The following is a 17624-nucleotide window of genomic DNA, read 5'->3' as shown; positions in this document are numbered from 1 at the left end:
CCAATGACCATGCATCTGAATGAATTGAGCCCGGCACCGGGCGCTCGTAAAGAGCGTACCCGCGTCGGTCGTGGTATCGGCTCCGGCCTGGGCAAGACCTGCGGCCGCGGCCACAAGGGTTCGTTCGCCCGTAAGGGTGGCGGCAAGATCAAGGCGGGCTTCGAAGGCGGCCAGACCCCCATGCAGCGTCGTCTGCCGAAGGTCGGTTTCCGTTCCAAGATTGCCAAGGACACCGCTGAAGTGCTGTCCTACCAGCTGGAACGCCTGGAAGCCGGCGAGATCGACTTTGCCGCGCTGCGCGCTGCCAAGCTGGTCCCGAGCTCCGCTAAGCGGGCCAAGATTGTCATGAAGGGCGACGTCACCAAGGCGTTCATCCTGAAGGGCGTCGCTGCAACGGCCAGTGCCAAGGCCGCGATCGAAGCTGCCGGCGGCAGCGTACAGGAGTAAGACATGGCGCAAGCTGGCATTGGCAACCTCGGCGGCGGGCTCGGCAAGTTCACGGAACTTCGCCAGCGTCTGCTGTTCGTCATCGGGGCATTGATCGTCTATCGCATCGGCTGTTATGTGCCGGTGCCGGGCGTGAATCCCGATGCCATGCTTGCGCTCATGCAGGCGCAGGGCGGCGGCATCGTGGACATGTTCAACATGTTCTCGGGCGGCGCCCTGCACCGTTTCAGCATTTTTGCGCTGAACGTGATGCCGTACATTTCGGCGTCCATCGTGATGCAGCTGGCGGTCCATATCTTCCCGGCATTGAAGGCAATGCAGAAGGAAGGTGAGTCGGGCCGTCGCAAGATCACCCAATATTCCCGCATCGGTGCCGTGTTGCTGGCAGTGGTGCAGGGCGGCAGCATCGCGCTGGCGCTGCAGAACCAGCTGTCGCCGAGCGGCGCACCGGTTGTGTACGCCCCGGGCATGGGCTTCGTGCTCACCGCCATCGTCGCGCTGACCGCCGGTACGATCTTCCTGATGTGGGTTGGCGAGCAGGTCACCGAGCGTGGCATCGGCAACGGCGTCTCGCTGATCATCTTCGCCGGCATCGTGGCCGGCCTGCCGGGCGCGGTCATCCACACCGTGGAAGCCTACCGCGACGGCAACATGAGCTTCATCGCGCTGCTGCTGATCGTGCTGGTGGTGCTGGCCTTCACCTACTTCGTGGTGTTCGTCGAGCGTGGCCAGCGTCGGATCACGGTGAACTACGCGCGCCGCCAGGGCGGTCGCAACGCGTACATGAACCAGACCTCGTTCCTGCCGCTGAAGCTGAACATGGCGGGCGTGATCCCGGCCATCTTCGCCTCGTCGATCCTTGCGTTCCCGACGACCCTGGCCATGTGGTCCGGCCAGGCCAGTTCGGCGACCTGGCTGCAGAAGGTGGCCAACGCTCTGGGTCCGGGCGAGCCGCTGCACATGATCGTGTTCGCTGCGCTGATCACCGGTTTCGCGTTCTTCTATACCGCGCTGGTGTTCAACTCGCAGGAAACCGCCGACAACCTGAAGAAGTCGGGCGCGCTGATTCCGGGCATCCGTCCGGGCAAGGCAACGGCCGACTATGTCGACGCCGTGCTGACCCGCCTGACGGCCGCCGGTTCGCTGTACCTGGTGATCGTCTGCCTGCTGCCGGAAATCATGCGCACCCAACTGGGCGCGTCGTTCTACTTCGGCGGCACCTCGCTGCTGATCGTGGTGGTGGTGGTGATGGACTTCATTGCGCAGATTCAGGCGCACCTGATGTCGCACCAGTACGAGAGCCTGCTGAAAAAGGCCAACCTGAAGGGCGGCAATCGCGGCGGTTTTGCCCGCGGCTGATAAGCCTGTTACACTTTCGTCTTCCTGACGTGATGGTCCTCCGCTTCGCGGACCTGGCCACACAAACGAAGGGCGGCCCCCGCAGCGGTTCCGGGTGGGGGTGAGATCGGGTGGTCCCGCGCGGGAGTAGCGCGGGCGTCACCGGGAAGGGTACGAAAGTGCCGCTTCCTGGAGTCAACCTGATCCGGCGCCGGAGCCTGGGCACACTCCCTGGGCCAAGTTCGTGAAACCTTGTGTTTCACGGGCTTCCAAGTAAACCGGAACCTTGTTAGTATCGCTAGTTCACTTTTTTGATCCATCCTGCCGGATTGGCGCGCCCCATGGTGCGCTGTCGGCCATCACTCAGCTGGAGAACCGCGTCATGGCGCGTATTGCAGGCGTCAACCTGCCAGCCCAGAAGCACGTCTGGGTCGGGTTGCAAAGCATTTACGGCATCGGCCGTACCCGTTCGAAGAAGGTCTGCGACGCCGCAGGCGTTACCTCGACCACCAAGATCCGCGATCTGTCGGAGCCGGAAATCGAGCGTCTTCGTCTCGAAGTTGGCAAGTACATCGTGGAAGGCGATCTGCGCCGTGAAATCGGTATCGCGATCAAGCGCCTGATGGATCTGGGCTGCTACCGCGGTCTGCGTCACCGTCGCGGTCTGCCGCTTCGTGGCCAGCGCACCCGTACCAACGCCCGCACCCGCAAGGGCCCGCGCAAGGCGATCAGGAAGTAAGGGACCTAAGAAATGGCTAAGCCCGTCGCTAAGACCAAGAAGAAGATCAAGCGCGTCGTCACTGACGGCGTCGCCCACGTCCACGCTTCTTTCAACAACACCATCGTGACCATCACCGACCGTCAGGGCAACGCTCTGTCGTGGGCGACCTCCGGTGGCGCTGGCTTCCGCGGTTCGCGCAAGTCCACCCCGTTCGCTGCCCAGGTGGCTGCCGAGAAGGCCGGCCGTGCCGCGCTCGACTACGGCGTCAAGTCCCTGGAAGTCCGCATCAAGGGCCCGGGTCCGGGTCGTGAGTCGGCCGTGCGCTCGCTGAACAACGTGGGCTACAAGATCACCAACATCATCGACGTGACGCCAATCCCGCACAACGGGTGCCGTCCGCCGAAGAAGCGTCGCGTCTAAAGGAGCGATAAGAAATGGCTCGTTATATCGGTCCTACCTGTAAGCTCGCCCGCCGCGAAGGCGCCGACCTTTCCCTCAAGAGCCCGGCGCGCGCGCTGGACTCCAAGTGCAAGCTGGAGCAGAAGCCCGGCCAGCACGGCGCCACTGCCCGTAAGGGCAAGCTGTCCGACTACGCTACCCAGCTGCGCGAAAAGCAGAAGGTCAAGCGTATCTACGGTCTGCTGGAGCGTCAGTTCCGCAACTACTACAAGAAGGCCTCGACCAAGAAGGGCAACACCGGCGAGAACCTCCTGCAGCTGCTGGAAACCCGCCTGGACAACGTTGTCTACCGCATGGGCTTCGCTGTGACCCGTCCGGCTGCTCGTCAGCTGGTCTCGCACCGCGGCGTCACCGTGAACGGCAAGTCGGTCAACCTGGCTTCTTACCAGGTCAAGGCTGGCGACGCTGTCGCGCTGTCCGAGAAGGCTGCCAAGCAGCTGCGCGTTCAGGAAGCCCTGACCGTGTCGGCCACGCACGACCTGCGTCCGTCGTGGGTTGAAGTGGATTCCGGCAAGTTCGCCGGCATCTTCAAGGCGGTTCCGGATCGTGCGGACCTGCCTGCGGATATCAACGAAGCGCTGATCGTCGAGTTGTATTCGAAGTAATTCACATTGGAGAATCCCCGGCGACGGCCGGGGATTCACTAGGAGAACCCGCAACATGACGGTTACCGCCAACCAGGTTCTGCGTCCTCGCGGTCCGCAGATCGAACGCCTTACCGACACCCGCGCCAAGGTCGTTATCGAACCCTTGGAGCGTGGTTACGGGCATACGCTGGGCAATGCCCTGCGTCGCGTGCTGCTGTCGTCCATCCCGGGCTTCGCCATCACGGAAGTTGAGATCGACGGCGTGCTGCACGAGTACACCACCCTTGAAGGCTTGCAGGAGGACGTGCTTGAAGTCCTGCTCAACCTGAAGGACGTGGCGATCCGTATGCATACCGGTGACAACGCAACCGTGTCGCTGTCCAAGCAGGGTCCGGGTGTCGTGACTGCTGCCGATATCAAGGTCGATCACAACGTCGAGATCCTCAACAACGACCATATCATTTGCCACCTGACCAAGGACACGGCAATCAATATGCGTTTGAAGGTCGAGCGTGGTTTCGGCTACCAGCCGGCGGCCGCGCGTCGTCGTCCGGATGAAGAAACCCGTGCCATCGGTCGTCTGGTCCTGGACGCCTCGTTCTCGCCGGTCCGTCGCGTCGCCTATTCGGTGGAAGCGGCCCGCGTCGAACAGCGTACCGATCTGGACAAGCTGGTGCTGGACATCGAAACCAACGGCACGATCGATGCCGAGGAAGCCGTGCGCACTGCCGCGGATATCCTCAGCGATCAGCTGTCGGTCTTCGGTGACTTCACCCACCGCGACCGCGGTGCTGCCAAGCCGGCCAACAACGGCGTGGATCCGGTGCTGCTGCGCCCGATCGACGATCTGGAATTGACCGTTCGCTCGGCCAACTGCCTGAAGGCAGAGAGCATTTACTACATCGGCGATCTGATCCAGAAGACCGAAGTGGAACTGCTCAAGACCCCGAACCTCGGCAAGAAGTCGCTGACCGAGATCAAGGAAGTCCTCGCACAGCGCGGTCTTTCGCTCGGCATGAAGCTGGAGAACTGGCCGCCGGCCGGTGTCGCCCAGCACGGCATGCTCGGCTGATCCAGCGCTACGCAAGATGCTTGACCCCGCACCTTCGGGTGCGGGGGCTTTACCCGCAGTACCTCGCATCGACAGGCCCATAGCCTGCGGTGACGGTCGGCCAGGAGGGCCGGCATCGGACCAACCGCAGTCCAAGCAGCAACGCCAGGATGGCGACAGCGATACCCAACCGATCCAACATTCAATCAAGGAATCACGTCCATGCGTCACATGAAGTCCGGCCGCAAGTTCAACCGCACCAGCGCTCACCGCGAAGCAATGTTCAAGAACATGGCTGCGTCGCTGTTCAAGCACGAGCTGATCAAGACCACGCTGCCGAAGGCCAAGGAACTGCGCCGCGTCGCCGAGCCGCTGATCACCCTGGCCAAGGTCGACTCCGTCGCCAACCGTCGTCTGGCGTTCGCCCGTCTGCGTGACAACGAAGCCGTGGGCAACCTGTTCACCATCCTGGGCCCGCGCTACGCGACCCGTCCGGGTGGCTACCTGCGTCTGCTGAAGTGCGGTTTCCGCGCTGGCGACAACGCTCCGATGGCCTACGTCGAACTGGTCGACCGTCCGGCTGCCGTGGCTGAAGCCGTCGAAGAATAATCGACGCGCAACACCCGTAATTCGGTGAAGAACCCGGCCTTGTGCCGGGTTTTTCCGTTTGTGGGGTAGGGGTTTGTTGGTGTGTTGATCTACGGCAACGGCAACGGCAACGGCAACGGCCAGGCGCGTCGCGTACTACGGAGGGGCGCTGGTGTGGGTGGGTCTACGGGACACGCCGCAAGTACGTCCGTGTAGGCTCCGTCGCGCCATCCATGGCGCTCAGGGTCCCGTAGACCCACCCCCACCAGCGCCTGGACAGTTGGTCGGTGCGCACGGGAAGGGCAAAGCCGTGCCGACGCCCCTACTGGGCAACACAGCGTGAGTGTGGGCCTTGGAACACGCTGTCTGGTCCAGCGGGCCGATAGCCGGTAGGTCGGCAGGGGCCGGGGCCTGCGGCGCCCTGTTAATCTTGGCGCCTTGCACGTTCACGAGTGTTGCCAATGAATCCACTGCGCTGGAATTACCGCGCCCAGTTCCTGCTGGGGTTCCTGATCTGCGCCGGGCTCCTCGCCTACGCGATCTTCCTGCAGCTGAAGATCGGGCTCGAGCCGTGCCCGTTGTGCATCTTCCAGCGCCTGGCATTCGCCGCGCTCGGCCTGCTGTTCCTGATTGGCGCCCTGCATGGCCCGCGCGAGCGCGCCGGCCGTGGCACCTACGGCGTGCTGGCCTTCATCGCCGCCGCCGTCGGTATCGGCATTGCCGGCCGTCACGTCTACGTGCAGCTGCTGCCCAAGGACATGGGCTCCAGCTGTGGTCCGCCGCTGGCCTTCCTCAGCGAAACCATGGGCCCGCTCGAAGTATTCCGCACCGTGCTCACCGGCACCGGCGACTGCGGCAACATCGACTGGCAGTTCCTCGGCCTCACCATGCCCATGTGGAGCCTGGTGTGGTTCGTGCTGCTGGCCGGCTGGGCGCTGTTCGCCTCGTTCCGCAAGCGCCGCGCCTGATCCCGTGCGTCCCGGGCCCGCCGGCGCATGGCCGGCGGACCCGGTAATGGCTCAGAAGTCCTGCTGCAGGCTCAGGTAGGCACCGCGGCGCGGGCCCCACTGCGGCGCGAACACCCCAATGCCGCCGCCGTCGCGCAGTTGGTAGCTGCGGTCCAGCGCGTTGACCAGCGCCAGCTGCGCGTGCAGCGGGTGCCCACTGTCGGCGTTGAAATCGTGCGCCGCGCTCAGGTTCACCTGCAGGTAGGACGGCAGCTCACCGCCGTTGGGCACGCCCTCGGCATCCGAGCGCAGCCCGCTGCCGAACACGTAGTTCGCGCCCACCCGGTTGTGGCCGGCAAAGGCGTAGCTCACCCCGCCCGACGACGTCAGCTTCTGGTCGTGGTCCAGGTGGATCCAGTTGTCCTGCACGTAGGCCAGCGCCTCCGGGTCCAGGTTGTACTGGCCGGTGAGCACCTGCTTGCCCATCGCCTTGTTGTAGGCCGCATTGACGTAGGCGCTGAGTGGCCCCCGGCTGTAGTCCGCGCTGAACTCCACGCCGTGGATGTGGCCGCGGCGGTAGTTGAAGGTGGAGTAGATATAGGCAGCGCCGAACTGGCCTTCGTCCTGCAGGCGATCGACCTTGCGGTCGTACGCGTCCAGGCCCAGGGTCAGGTGCTCGCCGACCTGCTGGGAGATCCCCACGTCGTAGTAGTCGCTGCGCTCGGACAGCGGCGTGGTGCTGCCGATGGCCGGCTGCGCATTGGTGGTGCCGTCGTACAGCGCGATGTCGCTGCCAGCCACCAGTTCACTGGCCGGGGGCGTGAAGTAGCGCGCGTATCCCGCGTGCACCGTGGTGCTGTCGGTGGCGTTCCAGACCACGCCCAGGCGCGGGCTGAGCTGGCTTTCCGTGCCGCCGAACGCCCGGTAACGGTCGCCGCGCAGGCCGTAGTTGAGCGTCCAGTCGGTGCCGATGCGCCATTCATCCTGCACGTACAGCGCCGCGGTGCTGGCGTGGAAGGCGCTGGCGTCGGGGATCACAAGGGGCGTGGTGCTGGCCTGGTTGCCGTCCGCATCGACCGGGAACACCCAGGCGGTACTGCCCGCACGCGCACGTTCGCTGTTGTCGTACAGGCCGTAACGCAGGGTGTGGTTGTCGCCCAGCGGGGTGGAGAAGTCGGCCTGCACGGTGGTGGCGCGGTTGCTGCGCTGCACCTGCGAGGCCACGCCGTTGAAGACCAGGTCGCCGGCCACGTCCGGGTGGAATGCCAGGTCGCTGTAACGCTGCCCGGCCGAGACCTGGTAGGCGGTGTCGCCCAGCGTGCCCTGCAGCACCAGCATGCCGAAGCGGGTGGTCTCGCGCTGGGTCTCATCCAGCTGCGCCGAGTCCTGCCGGGCGGTATCCAGGTAGCCGAACTGCGGTTCCTGGCCGGGGTTGGTAGGAATCTGGAAGCGGTTGTTGGCGAACCCGGCGAACAGGCTCAGCCGGGTGCTGTCGTTGACCAGGTAGGTGAGGTCGGCGAACGCCTTGCCCTGGTGGGTGTCGTCATGATCGGGCCGGCGCGAGGCGGTCGGGTTTTCCAGTCCCACCTCGTTCTGGTTGTAGTTGCCGGTCAGGTACCAGCTCCAGCGGCCCTGGCTGCCCCACCAGGAGGCGTTGGGGTTGAGCGTGCCGAACGACCCGGTGGTGAGGCCGGCGCTGCCGCCATTGCCCAGCTCGGCGCCGCTGCGGGTGGTGATGTCCACCACGGCGGCGGTGCGTTCGCCGAACTGGGCCGGCAGCGCACCATCCATCAGGCGGATGCTCTTGATCGTGCGCGCGTCGAGGGTCTGGCCGAAGCCGGAGATGGATTCGGGCAGCAGGACCCCGTTGAGGCGGTACTGCAGGTTGGCGTGGTCGCCGCGCACGTGGACCCCGCCGTAGCTGTCCTGGACCACGCCAGGGGCCTGCAGCAGCACTTGGCTGAGCGGGGCCGACGCGCCCAGCGGTTGCTTCTGGATGTCCTCGGCGGTGATCTGGTACTGGCTGCTGCCGATGTCCGGCGAAAGCGTGTTGCGGGCCTGGTCGAGCTGGGCACTGACGGTGACCGCATCCAGGTCGGTGACGGCGGGCGTGGCGGGCGCGTCGGCCAGGGCAGGCAGGCTGGTGATGGTGAGGGCGAAGGCAATGGCGGCGGTGAGCGCAGAGGGCTTCATGGGGGCGGGCATTTGGCTGGGCAGGGAAGGGGGTGCCGGCCTGGCAGTGTTACTCCGTAACAAATCATGCGCCCGTCCGCTGGCCCGTGGGCATGCCGTTCGTGGCCGATCGCGCCGGCCGTTTTCCGGCGTTCAGCTGCCGCCGCCGGGCGCGCGGTGCTTTGCGTCGGCGGCGCGCTCTGCGACCATGGCCGGTCCCCACCCCCTGCCGGAAGTCCGTGATGAGCCCGTCCGCCCCGCCCGTAGCCGATCCTGTCGCGACCGCCGTCGATACCGCCTGGTCGCCGGAAAGCTGGCGCGGCAAGACCGCGCTGCAGATGCCGACCTATCCCGACCCGCTGGCGCTGGACGCGTCCCTGCACGAGCTCAAGCGGCTGCCGCCGCTGGTCACCTCCTGGGAGATCCTGGCGCTCAAGCAGCAGCTGGCCGATGCGCAGGAGGGCAAGCGCTTCCTGCTGCAGGGCGGCGACTGCGCCGAGAACTTCAGCGACTGCGAATCCACCACCATTTCCAACCGGCTCAAGGTGCTGCTGCAGATGAGCCTGGTGATGGTGCACGGCATGCGCAAGCCGGTGATCCGGGTGGGCCGCTTTGCCGGCCAGTACGCCAAGCCGCGCTCGGCCGATACCGAAACCCGCGACGGCGTGACCCTGCCCAGCTACCGCGGCGATGTGATCAACGCGCCGGAGTTCACCGAAGCGGCGCGCCTGCCCGATCCGCGCCGGATGCTGCAGGCCCACGCGCACTCGGCGATGACCATGAACTTCGTGCGGGCGCTGATCGACGGTGGCTTCGCCGACCTGCACCATCCCGAGTACTGGAACCTGGACTGGGTGCAGCACTCGCCGCTGGCCGCCGACTACCAGAAGATGGTCGCGTCGATCGGCGACGCGGTGCACTTCATGGAGACGCTCGCCGGGGTGCGCGTGCACAACCTCAACCGGATCGATTTCTACACCTCGCACGAAGCGCTGCTGCTGCCCTACGAACAGGCGCTGACGCGCCAAGTGCCGCGCCAGCAGGGCTGGTTGAACCTGAGCACGCACTACCCGTGGATCGGCATGCGCACCGCTGCGCTCGACGGTGCGCACGTGGAATACCTGCGCGGCGTGCGCAACCCGATCGCGATCAAGGTGGGCCCGTCGGTGCAGCCGGACCAGCTGCTGCGCCTGATCGACGTGCTCAACCCCGATGACGAACCCGGCCGCCTGAGCTTCATCCACCGCATGGGCGCGGCGCATATCGCCGAGAAGCTGCCGCCGCTGCTGGATGCGGTCAAGCGCGACGGTCGCCGCGTGCTGTGGGTGTGCGATGCGATGCATGGCAACACCGAGAGCACCAGCAACGGCTACAAGACCCGTCGCTTCGACAACGTGCGCGGCGAAGTGGAGCTGTCCTTCGACCTGCATGCGGCCGCCGGTACCCGCCTGGGCGGCGTGCACCTGGAGCTGACCGGTGAAGACGTGACCGAATGCACCGGCGGCGCGCGCGAGCTGACCGAGCGCGACCTGGAGCGTGCCTACCGGTCGTCGGTGGATCCGCGCCTGAACTACGACCAGTCGCTGGAGATCGCCATGGCGATCGTGCGCAAGCAGCAGCATTACGCCGCCTGATGTAGCCGCCGCCGTCCACGCGCGGCTTACATCCGGCTGACACGCTGGTCATCGCCGCGCTGGCACCCTGCGATCTTCCGTTGAAGACCGCAGGAGCGTGCAGTGACAGTGGACGGGCAACAGGCGGCGTTGTATCTGTGGCCGATCGGCATCGCGCTGGTGGTGGGTTTCACCGGCTGGTGGCTGTTGATGGCGCTGACCCGACGGCTCAAGGGTCGTGACTACCGGCGTGCGCGCATTGCCCGGGTGATCAGCCGCCCGTTGGCGTTCGCGCTGCCGTTGCTGCTGCTGATTCCCGCACTGGAGGCCACGCCGCTGCAGGGGCGCTGGCTGGAGGGCTCGCTGCGCATGCTGCACATCGGGCTGACGGCCTGCTTCATCTGGCTGCTGGTGCGGGCGGTGGCCGCCGGCGAGCAGGCGATCCTGCGCGACCACCCGATGGAGGTGGCCGACAACCTCGAGGCGCGCCGCGTGCAGACCCAGACCCGGGTGCTCAGCCGCGTGCTGATGGGCGCGATCATCCTGGTGGGCATCTCGCTGATCCTGCTCACCTTCCCGATGGTGCGCCAGATCGGCACCGCATTGCTGGCCTCGGCCGGCATCATCGGCCTGGTCGCGGGTATCGCCGCCAAGCCGGTGTTCGGCAACCTGATCGCCGGTTTGCAGATCGCCTTGACCCAGCCGATCCGGCTGGACGACGTGGTGATCGTGGAGGGCGAGTGGGGCCGGGTCGAGGAGATCGGCAGCAGCTACGTGGTGGTGCGCATCTGGGACGAGCGGCGGATGGTGGTGCCGCTGACCTGGTTCATCGAGAACCCGTTCCAGAACTGGACCCGGCGCAGCGCCGACCTGCTGGGCACCGCGTTCCTGTGGCTGGATTACCGGGCGCCGATCGCGGCGATCCGCGCCGAGCTGGAGCGCATCTGCAAGGGCGAGGCGCTATGGGATGGCCGGGTGTGCGTGACCCAGGTGACTGAGACCACCGACCACACGCTGCAGGTGCGCCTGCTGGTCAGCGCGCGCAATTCCGGCGATGCCTTCGACCTGCGCTGCATCGTGCGCGAGCGGATGCTGGACTTCCTCGCCCGCGAGCACCCGCAGGCGCTGCCGCGCACCCGTGCCGAACTGCTGCAGCAGCCCGATCCCGGCCTGCGTGGCCCGCGTTCGCAGCCGGCCGACGATGTGCGCTCGCCGGGTGCCGAGGATGGCGCGCCGGCGATCCAGCCGGAACCGTAACGGACGTGGTTGGTCGGTGCGTCGTCGCCCGACCAACGGTCGGGCGCTACCGGGGTGTGGCCCGGCGCACGGGGATGGATCGGTGGCGCGACCGTACCAAGGCCCGGTAGGTACCGACCGTTGGTCGGTACCGCATTGCCCAGGCGACGGATCGAGCGGTGCGTTGCGGTCCGGCGAACGGGTGATGGATCGGTGGCGCGAACGTGCCGAGGTCCGGTAGGTACCGACCGTTGGTCGGTACGCCCCCTCAGGGCGGGCTGATATGCGGCAGCAGGCTGTTGGTCTGGAACCGCGGCGGGCGCCGGGCGCGGGTGCGCTGCTCGTAGGCGTAGGCCAGCTCGATCAGGCGCGGTTCGCTCCAGGCCGTGCCCATGAACAACAGGCCCAGCGGCAGGCCGTCCACGTGCGCCATCGGCACGCTCAGGCTCGGGTAGCCGGCCACGGCGGCGGCGCTGTAGCTCTCGCCCGGGAAATCATCGCCCGCACCAGCGCGGATCGGCCAGGCGACACCGGTGGTCGGTGCGATCAATGCGTCCAGTTGCTGCGCGCGCAGGGCGGCGTCGATGCCCTCCGGTCCGGCCAGGCGCCGTGCCTGGCTGCGCGCGGCGATGTAGGTCGCATCGCCCAGCCCACCCACCGCGACCGCCTCGTCCATCAGGTCCTGGCCGAACGGCAGCAGCTCCTTGTCGGCGTGCTCGCGGTTCCAGGCGATCACCTGGTCCAGGCTGTGCACCGGCGCGTTGTAGCGGGTGAGGTAGCGCTGCAGGCCGGCCTTGAACTCATGCAGCAGCACGATGCGCTCGGCATCCTGCCACTGGCCCTGGGTAGGCAGCTGCACCGGCACCACCACGGCGCCGGCCTCGCGCAGCACGCCGATCGCGTGCTGCAGCGCCGGCGCGATACCCGGCAAATCGTCGAGCGGGCCCTGCAGCACGCCGATGCGCGCGCCGCGCAGGCTGTCGGCGTTCAAGCGCGCGGTGTAGTCGTACACCGCGCGCCCGGGCATGGTCGCGGTCGCCGGGTCGGCGTCGTCGCGGCCGGCCATGGCGGTCAGCAGGGCGGCGGCATCGGCGACGCTGCGCGCCATCGGCCCGGCGGTGTCCTGGCTGAAGGAGATCGGGATGATGCCTTCGCGGCTGATCAGCCCGACGGTGGGCTTGAGGCCGACCACGCCGTTGATCGCCGCCGGGCAGACGATGCTGCCGTCGGTTTCGGTGCCCACCGCTGCGGCAGCCAGGTTGGCCGACACCGCCACCGCGCTGCCACTGCTGGAGCCGCAGGGGCTGTGGCTGAGCCGGTACGGGTTGCGGGTCTGGCCGCCACGTGCGCTCCAGCCGGAGATCGACTGGCTGGAGCGGAAATTGGCCCATTCGCTCAGGTTGGTCTTGCCCAGCACCACCGCGCCGGCCGCACGCAGGCGGGTGACCAGGAAGGCGTCGTCAGGGCGGAATTTGGCCAGTGCCAGCGAGCCGGCGCTGTTGCTCATCGGGCGTGCGCCGATGTTGTCTTTGAGCAGCACGGGGATGCCGTGCAGCGGGCCGCGCAGCTGCCCGTGCCGACGCTCGGCATCCAGCGCGGCGGCGTCCTTGAGGGCGTCGGGATTGAGCTCGATCACCGCGTTCAGGCGCGGGCCGGCGCGATCAATGCGCGCGATCCGTTCCAGGTAGGCGCGGGTCAGGGTGACGCTGTCCAGGGCACCGGCGGTCATCTGCGCCTGCAGGTCGACGATGTCGGTCTCGGCGTAGGCAAAGGGCGTATCGGGGGCCGGCACGGCAGGGGCGGCGTTGGCTTCGCTGGCGTGAACCGGCGCAGGCGCAGGCGCGCAGCCGCACAGCGACACGATCATCACTATCGATGTCAGCGGCAGACGCATCAGGGTGTCCCGGGAACCGGCGCTCAGGCTAACCAGCCGGTGCCACGCTTTGCAACTCAGTGCGGGGCGGTCGGCGTGGGATGACGCTTGCGGATATCGCGGGCGAGTACGCCGACCACGATCAGGTTGATCACCAGCACCGACCACGAGGCCCAGCCAGGGTGGCGGATGATGGCGTAGATATCGAACGGCAGGTAGATGCCGGCAGTGACGCAGCCCAGCCAGGAGGCCCAGGCCTTGGCGCGCCAGAGGCCCCAGGCCTCGAAGAGATGCAGCACCCCGTAGGCCAGCATGGCCACCGCGGCCAGGTGCACCGCATCGGGATTGATCATGTTGAGCAGCGAAGGCAGGGTGCCGTGATCCGGGTCCAGACTGAAACGCCGGATCAGGGCATTGACCGCCTCACGCAGTGGCTGCGGGCCGAGCAATTCCAGCCCGGTGGCCGCCAACAGCGCCAGGACCGCCTTGCTGGCTTCCAGCAAGGCGATCAGGTGTAACCCCGGATGCTTGTGAGGATCCGGGTTGTAGGGCTTGTCGATCACGACAATGGGTCCGATCAGCCGCCGCGCGAAGCCTTCTTGCGGTCGCTTTCGGTCAGGCCCTTCTTGCGCAGGCGGATTTCCTTCGGGGTGATCTCGACCAGCTCGTCGTCTTCGATGAAGTCCAGGGCCTGCTCCAGCGAGTACTTGATCGCCGGGGTCAGCTGGATCGCATCGTCCTTGCCCGAGGCGCGCATGTTGGTCAGCGGCTTGGTCTTGATGGCGTTGACGGTCAGGTCGTTGTCCTTGGAGTGGATGCCGACCAGCTGGCCTTCATACACGTTGTCGCCTTCAGCAGCGAACAGCTTGCCGCGTTCCTGCAGCGGCCCCAGGGAGTACGCCGGGGTGGCACCCGGAGCATTGGCGATCATCACGCCGTTCTGGCGCTTGGCGATCGAACCCTGTTCCTTCGGACCGTAATGGTCGAACACGTGGAACAGCAGGCCCGAACCCTGGGTCAGGGTCTTGAATTCGTTCTGGAAACCGATCAGGCCACGGGCCGGGATCTGGTATTCCAGGCGCACGCGGCCCTTGCCGTCCGGCTCCATGTTCTTCAGCTGGCCCTTGCGGGTGCCCAGCTTTTCCATGACGCCGCCCTGGTGCTGTTCTTCGATGTCCACCACCAGCTGCTCGATCGGCTCCATGGCCTGGCCGTCGATCTGCTTGATGATCACTTCCGGGCGCGACACGGCCAGCTCGTAGCCTTCACGACGCATGTTCTCGATCAGCACCGACAGGTGCAGTTCGCCACGGCCGGAGACCAGGAACTTGTCGGCGTCTTCCAGCTGTTCGACCTTCAGGGCCACGTTGTGGACCTGCTCGCGGTCCAGACGGTCCTTGATCTGGCGGCTGGTCAGGAACTTGCCACCGGACAGGTCCTTGTTGCCGGCGAACGGCGAGTTGTTGACCTGGAAGGTCATCGAGATGGTCGGCTCGTCGACGGTCAGTGCCGGCAGCGCTTCCGGCGTTTCCGGGTGGCACAGGGTGTCGGAGATGGTCAGTTCGGCAATACCGGAAATGGCGACGATGTCACCGGCTTCGGCGGAGTCCTGCTCGATGCGCTCCAGGCCCAGGAAGCCCAGCACCTGCGCGACCTTGCCGTTGCGCTTCTTGCCTTCACGGTCGATGACCGCAACCTGCATGTTCTTCTTCAGGGTGCCGCGCTGGATGCGGCCGATGCCGATCACGCCCACGAAGTTGTTGTAGTCCAGCTGGCTGATGCGCATCTGGAACGGACCATCCGGGTCCACTTCCGGCTTCGGCGCGTGCTGCATGATCGCTTCGTACAGCGGGGTCATGTCGCCGTCGCGCACGCTGTCTTCCAGGCCGGCGTAGCCGTTCAGGGCCGAGGCGTAGACGATCGGGAAGTCGAGCTGTTCATTGGTGGCGCCGAGCTTGTCGAACAGGTCGAAGACCTGGTCGATCACCCARTCCGGACGCGMGCCCGGGCGGTCGACCTTGTTGACCACGACGATCGGCTTGAAGCCCATCGCGAAGGCCTTCTGGGTGACGAAGCGGGTCTGCGGCATCGGGCCGTCCATCGCGTCGACGAGGATCAGCACGGTGTCGACCATCGACAGCACGCGCTCCACTTCGCCGCCGAAGTCGGCGTGTCCCGGGGTGTCGACGATGTTGATCCGGTTCTTGATACCGGTCTTCTTGTCTTCCCAGGTGATGGCCGTGTTCTTGGCCAGGATGGTGATGCCGCGTTCCTTTTCCTGGTCATTGCTGTCCATCACGCGCTCGGCGAGCACGGTGCGCTCGGAGAGGGTGCCGGACTGCTTGAGCAGCTGGTCGACGAGGGTGGTCTTACCGTGGTCGACGTGGGCGACGATGGCGATGTTGCGAAGATTTTCGATAGACATGCGAAAGGGGGCCAGTCGGCGCCGGATTTGGAAAAAGAAGTCCAACATTATACGGCCAACATGACCAATCGCGAAAAGTGCGTTTCAGGTTGTGCCGCATCCCCATTCAGGTAGTGTCGGCAACGCGCTCGCAAACCCATGATCTCCAGCAGGTTTTGCCTGGCTGCCGGCCAGCGGCCGGCACTACCGCCGTCCCTGAGGCATTCAGCAAAGCGTTTCCGTGCCGGCGCGGAGGTGCCTGGGCGCGTGGCGACGCGTTTGTCCAACAGGCGCCCGTTGGTCAGGGGGCGCGGTGTATCCTATGTAGCTAACGACAAACCCCCGTACCCCAAGGATTTGCATGTCCCTCATCGCCACTTTCGACACCACCCAGGGCCCGATCAAGGTCGAGCTGTTCGCCGACAAGGCCCCGCTGACGGTTGCTAACTTCGTCAACCTGGTCAAGCGCGGCTTCTATGACGGTCTGGTCTTCCACCGCGTGATCCCGGACTTCATGATCCAGGGCGGCTGCCCGAAGGGTCAGGGTACCGGCGGTCCGGGCTACAAGTTCGAAGACGAGAAGAACGGCGTGCGCCATCAGGTCGGCTCGCTGTCCATGGCCAATGCCGGTCCGAACACCAACGGCAGCCAGTTCTTCATCACCCACATCAAGACCGATTGGCTGGACGGCAAGCACACCGTGTTCGGTCAGGTCCTGGACGGTCAGGCCATCGTTGACTCGGTCAAGCAGGGCGACGTGATCCATTCGATCACCCTGGAAGGCGACACCGACGCCGTGCTGGCCGCCCAGGCCGAGCGCGTGGCCGAGTGGAACAAGCTGATCCCGGCCTGATCCACCCCTTGAACGGCCCCCTGCGAAGGGGGCCGTTTCTACGTTTCGGCCGCCCCGCCAGGCCTGCCCCCGCCCGCGCGGCCATCTCCCACACAGCTACTTAGCCGGCCAGCGGCCGGCACTACAGCTTCTTAGCAGAGGAAATCCCCATGAAAGCACCTGTTCGTGTTGCCGTGACCGGCGCCGCCGGCCAGATCGGCTACGCCCTGCTGTTCCGCATCGCCTCCGGCGAAATGCTGGGCAAGGACCAGCCGGTCATCCTGCAGCTGCTCGAGCTGCCGGTGGACAAGGCCCAGGCCGCGCTGCGCGGCGTGATGATGGAACTGGAAGACTGCGCCTTCCCGCTGCTGGCCGGCATGGTCGGCACCGATGACGCCGAAGTGGCCTTCAAGGACGCCGACATCGCCCTGCTGGTCGGCGCGCGTCCGCGCGGCCCGGGCATGGAGCGCAAGGACCTGCTGCTGGAAAACGCCAAGATCTTCACCGCGCAGGGCGCGGCGCTGAACAAGGTCGCCAGCCGCAACGTGAAGGTGCTGGTGGTCGGCAACCCGGCCAACACCAACGCCTACATCGCCATGAAGTCGGCGCCGGACCTCAACCCGCGCAACTTCACCGCCATGCTGCGCCTGGACCACAACCGCGCGCTGAGCCAGCTGTCGTCCAAGCTGGGCAAGTCGGTCGGTGGCATCGAGAAGCTGGTCGTGTGGGGCAACCACAGCCCGACCATGTACCCGGACTACCGTTTCGCCACCGCCGACGGTGCGTCGGTTGCCGATGCGATCAACGACCAGGAATGGAACGCCGGTACCTTCATCCCGACCGTGGGCAAGCGCGGCGCGGCGATCATCGAAGCCCGTGGTTCGTCCTCGGCCGCTTCGGCCGCCAATGCCGCCATCGACCACGTGCGCGACTGGGTGCTGGGCAGCAACGGCAAGTGGGTCACCATGGGCGTGCCGTCCGACGGTTCCTACGGCATTCCGGAAGGCGTGATCTTCGGCTTTGCGGTGACCACCGAAAACGGTGAGTACACCCTGGTCAAGGACCTGCCGGTGGACGACTTCAGCCAGAAGTACATCGACAAGACCCTGGCCGAGCTGGAAGAAGAGCGCAGCGGCGTGGCCCACCTGCTGGGTTGATCGACCGGCGGCGACCTGCCGGCCCTGTGCCGGTACGCTGTTGAAAAACGCCGGGCATTGCCCGGCGTTTTTTTGTGGGAAATGCCAACCGCCGCCCCCGGTAGTGCCGGCCGCTGGCCGGCTCTCGACAATCCCCGGTAGTGCGGGCCGCTGGCCGGCGCGGTGTACGACCAAGGTCGGGCGGTTCGTTCGCCGCCAT

General features: G+C 66.2%; 16 protein-coding genes. 12 read left to right on the top strand and 4 right to left on the bottom strand.

The annotated features are described in order from the left end of the window. The first annotated feature begins 3 nt into the window (after window positions 1–3). From rplO to AC1DCJ_RS15135, 8 genes are all read left to right on the top strand, one after another. Window positions 4–447, top strand: coding sequence for a 50S ribosomal protein L15 (rplO, locus tag AC1DCJ_RS15170; protein WP_038690267.1), 444 nt, complete (start codon window positions 4–6; stop codon window positions 445–447). A 3-nt stretch (window positions 448–450) separates the two neighbouring features. Continuing rightward, window positions 451–1806 carry a preprotein translocase subunit SecY gene (secY, locus tag AC1DCJ_RS15165; RefSeq protein ID WP_038690265.1) on the top strand — a complete coding sequence of 452 codons (1356 nt, stop codon included), beginning with the start codon at window positions 451–453 and terminating at the stop codon, window positions 1804–1806. Window positions 1807–2167: 361 nt separating this feature from the next. After that, a complete protein-coding gene (gene rpsM, locus AC1DCJ_RS15160; RefSeq protein ID WP_019186163.1) occupies window positions 2168–2524 on the top strand; it encodes a 30S ribosomal protein S13 in 357 nt (118 codons plus the stop codon). 12 nt (window positions 2525–2536) lie between these two features. Further along, a complete protein-coding gene (gene rpsK, locus AC1DCJ_RS15155) occupies window positions 2537–2926 on the top strand; it encodes a 30S ribosomal protein S11 (protein WP_017355427.1) in 390 nt (129 codons plus the stop codon). A gap of 14 nt (window positions 2927–2940) precedes the next feature. Next, window positions 2941–3570, top strand: a complete 630-nt coding sequence (gene rpsD / locus AC1DCJ_RS15150) for a 30S ribosomal protein S4 (protein WP_038690262.1) — start codon at window positions 2941–2943, stop codon at window positions 3568–3570. Window positions 3571–3625: 55 nt separating this feature from the next. Next, window positions 3626–4624: a DNA-directed RNA polymerase subunit alpha gene (locus tag AC1DCJ_RS15145; protein ID WP_038690260.1), complete on the top strand. Its 999-nt coding sequence runs from the start codon at window positions 3626–3628 to the stop codon at window positions 4622–4624. Between the two features lie 201 nt (window positions 4625–4825). Continuing rightward, complete coding sequence (rplQ, locus tag AC1DCJ_RS15140; RefSeq protein WP_038690259.1) at window positions 4826–5212, top strand: 50S ribosomal protein L17; 387 nt, start codon at window positions 4826–4828, stop codon at window positions 5210–5212. A gap of 440 nt (window positions 5213–5652) precedes the next feature. Beyond that, the gene (locus AC1DCJ_RS15135; protein ID WP_313247203.1) at window positions 5653–6159 is read left to right on the top strand and encodes a disulfide bond formation protein B; all 507 of its coding nucleotides are present in this window, start codon (window positions 5653–5655) and stop codon (window positions 6157–6159) included. Window positions 6160–6210: 51 nt separating this feature from the next. Here the strand turns inward: AC1DCJ_RS15135 and AC1DCJ_RS15130 are convergent, their stop codons facing one another. Next, window positions 6211–8331 (bottom strand): TonB-dependent receptor, encoded by a 2121-nt coding sequence (locus tag AC1DCJ_RS15130; protein ID WP_478071317.1) that lies wholly within the window; start codon window positions 8329–8331, stop codon window positions 6211–6213. A 221-nt stretch (window positions 8332–8552) separates the two neighbouring features. Between AC1DCJ_RS15130 and AC1DCJ_RS15125 the strand changes: the two genes are divergently transcribed. Beyond that, window positions 8553–9944, top strand: a complete 1392-nt coding sequence (locus AC1DCJ_RS15125; protein WP_137190955.1) for a class II 3-deoxy-7-phosphoheptulonate synthase — start codon at window positions 8553–8555, stop codon at window positions 9942–9944. A 108-nt stretch (window positions 9945–10052) separates the two neighbouring features. Continuing rightward, a complete protein-coding gene (locus tag AC1DCJ_RS15120; RefSeq protein ID WP_392732918.1) occupies window positions 10053–11180 on the top strand; it encodes a mechanosensitive ion channel family protein in 1128 nt (375 codons plus the stop codon). A 247-nt stretch (window positions 11181–11427) separates the two neighbouring features. Here AC1DCJ_RS15120 and AC1DCJ_RS15115 read toward each other — a convergent pair whose 3' ends face one another. From AC1DCJ_RS15115 to typA, 3 genes are read right to left on the bottom strand one after another with little or no spacing between them, the layout of a single operon-like run. After that, the gene (locus AC1DCJ_RS15115) at window positions 11428–13053 is read right to left on the bottom strand and encodes an amidase (RefSeq protein WP_313247200.1); all 1626 of its coding nucleotides are present in this window, start codon (window positions 13051–13053) and stop codon (window positions 11428–11430) included. Window positions 13054–13109: 56 nt separating this feature from the next. Next, complete coding sequence (locus AC1DCJ_RS15110; protein WP_478071316.1) at window positions 13110–13595, bottom strand: DUF2127 domain-containing protein; 486 nt, start codon at window positions 13593–13595, stop codon at window positions 13110–13112. 14 nt (window positions 13596–13609) lie between these two features. Continuing rightward, window positions 13610–15457 carry a translational GTPase TypA gene (typA, locus tag AC1DCJ_RS15105; RefSeq protein WP_478071315.1) on the bottom strand — a complete coding sequence of 616 codons (1848 nt, stop codon included), beginning with the start codon at window positions 15455–15457 and terminating at the stop codon, window positions 13610–13612. Between the two features lie 340 nt (window positions 15458–15797). Here typA and AC1DCJ_RS15100 point away from each other — a divergent pair, with 340 nt between their 5' ends. Next, complete coding sequence (locus tag AC1DCJ_RS15100; protein WP_038690243.1) at window positions 15798–16289, top strand: peptidylprolyl isomerase; 492 nt, start codon at window positions 15798–15800, stop codon at window positions 16287–16289. 149 nt (window positions 16290–16438) lie between these two features. Beyond that, complete coding sequence (locus AC1DCJ_RS15095; protein WP_038690241.1) at window positions 16439–17425, top strand: malate dehydrogenase; 987 nt, start codon at window positions 16439–16441, stop codon at window positions 17423–17425. The last annotated feature ends 199 nt before the right edge of the window (window positions 17426–17624 follow it).

Source organism: Stenotrophomonas sp. 10N36 (genome assembly GCF_056395005.1).
This window is presented reverse-complemented; position numbering and strand designations above follow the sequence as displayed.